4 protein-coding genes are annotated in these 4790 nt (G+C 73.4%); all 4 read left to right on the forward strand.

Annotated elements, in window-relative coordinates:
- The first annotated feature begins 91 nt into the window (after positions 1–91).
- Positions 92–1198, forward strand: coding sequence for a PLP-dependent transferase (locus AB0L40_RS26600; RefSeq protein ID WP_364361632.1), 1107 nt, complete (start codon positions 92–94; stop codon positions 1196–1198).
- A 170-nt stretch (positions 1199–1368) separates the two neighbouring features.
- Positions 1369–2820: a DNA repair protein RadA gene (radA, locus tag AB0L40_RS26605; protein ID WP_364361634.1), complete on the forward strand. Its 1452-nt coding sequence runs from the start codon at positions 1369–1371 to the stop codon at positions 2818–2820.
- Positions 2821–2995: 175 nt separating this feature from the next.
- The gene (gene disA / locus AB0L40_RS26610; protein WP_364361636.1) at positions 2996–4108 is read left to right on the forward strand and encodes a DNA integrity scanning diadenylate cyclase DisA; all 1113 of its coding nucleotides are present in this window, start codon (positions 2996–2998) and stop codon (positions 4106–4108) included.
- Between the two features lie 75 nt (positions 4109–4183).
- Positions 4184–4790: CarD family transcriptional regulator (locus AB0L40_RS26615; RefSeq protein ID WP_364361638.1), on the forward strand; the 607-nt coding region annotated here is incomplete at its 3' end.

Raw genomic sequence — 4790 nt, forward strand, 5'->3', positions numbered from 1 at the left:
CCTTGAGGTTGTGCTCGCGAGCACCGGTGACGACGATCCGACCGCTTCCTGCCATTGCACCGAGTCTACGCATGCGAACGGACGTTCGGTCGTGCGCCCGCAGGCGGACCCGGAGCCGCCCCCGACGCACGACGACCTCAGAGGGCTGGCGACGCGCGTCGTGACGGCCGGGATCGGCGCGCCCGTCCAGGGCGAGCCGTTCCTCCGCGGCCCGGTCTTCGCGGCGCCGTACCACGCGGCCGGCGACGTCGAGGACACCCCGCACCTCTACGGCCGCATGAGCAACCCGGGCTTCGAGCGCTACGAGCAGGCGCTCGCGGCGCTCGACGGCGGGCGCTCGGTGGTCTTCGCGTCGGGCATGGCCGCCGCTACCGGTGTCCTGCAGACCCTCCTGGGCCCCGGCGACCTGCTCGTGGCCCCGAACGACGGCTACCCCGGCGTCCTGCAGTACGCCCGCGAGCACCTCGCCACGCGCGGGGTGGGCGTCCGCACGGTGCCCACGACCGACGAGGCGATCCGCCGCGCCGCCAAGGGCGCCGCGCTGGTGTGGATCGAGACCCCGGCCAACCCGGGCCTCCAGGTCATCGAGCTCGGCGCGACGATCGCCGCCTGCCAGGAGGCCGGCGCGAAGGTCGTGGTCGACAACACCCTCGCCACTCCGCTGCGCCAGCGCCCCCTCGACCTCGGCGCCGACCTCGTGGTCTCGTCCGACTCCAAGCACCTGACCGGGCACAGCGACCTCATCCTCGGGCACGTCTCCGGGCTGGACACGGACCTCGTCGAGCAGCTGCGCCGCTGGCGGACGCTCGCCGGCGCGGTCCCCGGCCCGTTCGAGATCTGGCTGGCCCACCGCTCGCTCGGCACCCTCGACGTCCGGCTGCGGCGGCAGGAGGCCGTCGCGGTGGCCGTGCACGGCGCGCTGTCGGCGCGCGACGACCTCGAGGACGTCCGCTACCCGGGCTTCAGCAGCGTCGTCGGGTTCGACGTCGGCAGCATGGCCCGGGCCAAGCGGCTCCTCGCGGCGCTCGAGCTCGTCGCCGAGGCCACGAGCTTCGGCGGGCTGCACTCCACGGCCGAGCGCCGCGACCGCTTCGGCGACGGCCAGGTCGGCCCCGGCTACATCCGCTTCTCCGCCGGGCTCGAGACCCCGGCCGACGTGGTGGCCGACCTCGAGCGGGCGCTGGACGCCATCTCCTGAGGGCGGCCGGGCGGCGCGCGTCGCCCGGCTCGGGGCCACTCGGGGTCGGGGCACCGCCGGGCGCGGCCGGCCGCTGCGACCGCGGCGCCGGATCGGCACGCCCGACGCACCGGATCGGCACGGGCGGGGTCTCCTCCTCCGCCGGTGCCGGGCGTACCGTTGTGCGGTCCATGGCCCGTGCCGCGACCATCCACGTCTGCACCGCCTGCGCCCACGAGACGCCGCGCTGGCTCGGCCAGTGCCCCGGCTGCGGGGCGTGGGGGACGATCACCGAGGAGCGGGCGACCAAGCCGACGGGCGGGCGCGGCGGCTCGTCCTCCGCGGGGCCGTCCGGGCCGGCGGCCCGCTCGCGCGGCGGCGTCCCGCCGGGCCGGCCGACGCGGCTGCGCGACGTCACCGCCCCCCGCGTCCCGCGGCTGCGCACCGGGCTGGGGGAGGTCGACCGGGTCCTCGGCGGCGGCCTCGTCCCGGGATCCCTGGTGCTCCTGGGCGGCTCGCCGGGGATCGGCAAGTCGACGCTGTTGAACACCGTCCTCGGGCACCTCCAGGGTGCCGGCGCGCGCACGCTCTACGTGTCGGGCGAGGAGTCGGCCGCGCAGGTGCGGCTCCGGGCCGAGCGGCTGGCCGCGCCCCCGCGGGCCGAGGACGTCGCGGCCGGCCTCGGCACCCACGACCCGGAGGGGCTCGCCGCGGCGCTCGACGTCCCGATCCTGGCTGAGACGGACCTCGCCACCGTGATCGCCACGATCGAGGAGGAGCGCCCCGAGGTCTGCGTGATCGACTCCGTCCAGACGATGCACGACCCGGACCTCAACGGCGCGCCCGGGTCCGTCGGCCAGGTCCGCGAGGTCGCCGGCCGGCTGATGGAGGTCGCCAAGCGCCTGGACGTCGCGACGGTGCTCGTGGGCCACGTCACGAAGGAGGGCTCGCTGGCCGGCCCACGCGTGCTCGAGCACCTCGTCGACTGCGTCCTGCAGTTCGAGGGCGAGCGCGAGCGCACCTACCGCACCCTGCGGGCGAGCAAGAACCGCTTCGGCTCCACCAACGAGGCCGGCGTCTTCGAGATGCGCGGCGTCGGCCTGGTCGAGGTGCTCGACCCGTCGGCGCGGTTCGTGGGGGAGGCCACGAAGGCCGCGGGGTCGGTCGTGCTCTGTGCGATGGAGGGCACCCGCCCGCTGCTGGTCGAGGTCCAGGCGCTCGTGTCGCCGAGCGAGCTCGTGCCGCCGCGGCGCGTCTGCAACGGGATCGACCGCAACCGCCTGGCACTCGTCCTGGCCGTGCTCGGCCGGCACGCGGGCCTCTCCACGAGCCAGCACGACGTCTTCGTCAACGTCGTCGGAGGCGTCCGGGCGGACGAGCCGGGGGCGGACCTCGCCGTCGCGCTCGCGGTCGCGTCGGCGGCGCGGGGGATCGTCCCGGGGATCGGCGGCGAGGGCCGGGCGGACCTGCCGGTCGCCTGCTTCGGCGAGGTCGGGCTGACGGGCGAGCTCCGCGGGGTCGGCCACGCCGACCGCCGGCTGGCCGAGGCCCGCAAGTTCGGGCTCGGCGAGGTCGTCCGGCCCGAGCGCCATCCGACGCTCCGCGACGCGCTCCGCGCCGCCCTGCCCCGCAAGAAGGACTGACCGCGGGCGGTCGACCGGGCCCGACCACGGCCGACGGGCCGGCCGTGCGCGGGACACCGGCCGTGGCGCGCCCTCGGTCGCGGGACGGGTGCCCCGAAAACGCCCACGGACGGCCACGTTCGACCACCCGAAACGATCGGCGGAAAGCGCTTACCAGCTTGATACAATCGTTGCGATGGTCCAGCGCCCCGGCGAAGAGTTCCAAGAACTCGAAGGTCGTCAGGAACCCCGGCTGGTGAAGGCGTTGGAGATGATTGCACCCGGAACCGCTTTGCGGGAAGGGATCGATTCCATCCTGAACGCGCACACCGGAGGGCTCCTGGCCATCGGTGAGCCCGAGGAGATCACCCACCTCTGTTCCGGCGGCATCCGCCTGGACATCGACTACACGCCGGCGCTGCTCTACCAGCTGGCGAAGATGGACGGCGCGATCACGCTGAACGCCAACGCGACGAAGATCGCGATGGCCAACGTCCAGCTCGTGCCGGACCCGACGATCCTCACGCAGGAGACCGGCACCCGCCACCGCACCGCGGAACGCGTCTCCAAGCAGACCGCCGCCCTCGTCATCGCCGTGTCGCAGCGCCGCGAGGTCGTCTCGCTCTACGTCGACGGCATGCGGTACCAGCTGGACCAGATCCCGGTCGTCCTGGCGAAGGCCAACCAGGCCCTCGCGACGCTCGACAAGTACCGCGCCCGCCTGGACCAGGTCTCCACCCGCCTCTCCGCGCTCGAGTTCGAGGGGGGCGCGTCGCTGCACGACGTCCTCACCGTGCTGCAGCGCGCCGAGCTCGTCTCCCGCATGGCGGTCGAGATCGAGCGCTACATCGTCGAGCTCGGCACCGACGGCCGCCTCATCGAGATGCAGCTCGAGGAGACGACGGTCGGCACGGCGGGCGAGAAGGCCGCGCTGGTGCGCGACTACTCGACGGACCCCGGCGAGGAGGCGGTGGCCGAGGCGCTCGACCTCCTGCCGCGGCTCCCGCACCCCGATCTTCTCGATTTCGGTCGACTCGCCGAGCTGCTCGGCTTCAACCGGAAGCTCAACACGTTGGACTACCCGGTCAGCCCGCGAGGGCACCGGGTCCTGGGGCGCATCCCGCGCCTCCCCAAGCTCGTCGTCCAGCAGATCATCGATCGCTTCGGCGGTCTGGACGAGCTCCTCGTCGGCACCGACACCGAGTTGGAATCGGTACCGGGCGTCGGCGAGATCCGGGCGAAGGACATCCGCGAGGGCCTTCGCCGTCTGCAGGAGATCAATCTCGTCGATCGCTACCTGCAGACGTGAGGCGCTCCCGCGCCGCACGCCTTCACGGCGATCGTCCCGCCGCGCCCCTGCGCGGCCCATCCCAGGAGGGAACACATGACTGAGACCATCGACGACGACCTGTTCGAGATCCCGATCAGCACGGATTGCGACTTCCAGGTCGGCGACAACGTCGTGTACCCCCACCACGGGGCCGGGGTCGTGAAGTCCCGCGCGCCGCGCAAGGTGCTCGGCGAGGAGCGCGAGTACCTGCGCATCCGGATCCTGCACAACGACATGACCGTCCACGTCCCGTGCGACCAGGCCAACGCGGTCGGGCTGCGTCGCGTCATCGACGAGGACACGGTCCGCAAGGTCCTCGGCGTGCTCGAGGGTCCGTGCACGGACATGCCGAAGAACTGGAACCGGCGCTTCAAGCACAACCGCGAGAAGATCAAGACCGGCAACATCTACGAGCTGGCCGAGGTCGTCCGCAACCTCGCCACGCGCGAGAACGAGAAGGGCCTCTCGACGGGCGAGAAGCAGATGTTCACGCGCACCAAGAAGGTGCTCGCGTCCGAGCTGATGTACGCGCTCGAGAAGACCGAGGACGAGGCCGAGGAGTACCTCGACTCGATCCTGGCGCCGCCGGAGGAGGGCTCGCCGCAGGCGATCGCCCTCGCCGCGCACGCCGCCGCCGCGGCGGCCACCGCGGCGGCCGCCG

This window comes from Patulibacter sp. NPDC049589 (assembly GCF_040675535.1).
Classification (GTDB): Bacteria; Actinomycetota; Thermoleophilia; order Solirubrobacterales; family Solirubrobacteraceae; genus Patulibacter.

Coding starts and splice junctions, on each gene's coding strand:
- radA (WP_364361634.1), top strand. CDS start 1,369: ATGGCCCGTGCCGCGACCATCCACGTCTGCACCGCCTGCGCCCACGAG.
- disA (WP_364361636.1), top strand. CDS start 2,996: ATGGTCCAGCGCCCCGGCGAAGAGTTCCAAGAACTCGAAGGTCGTCAG.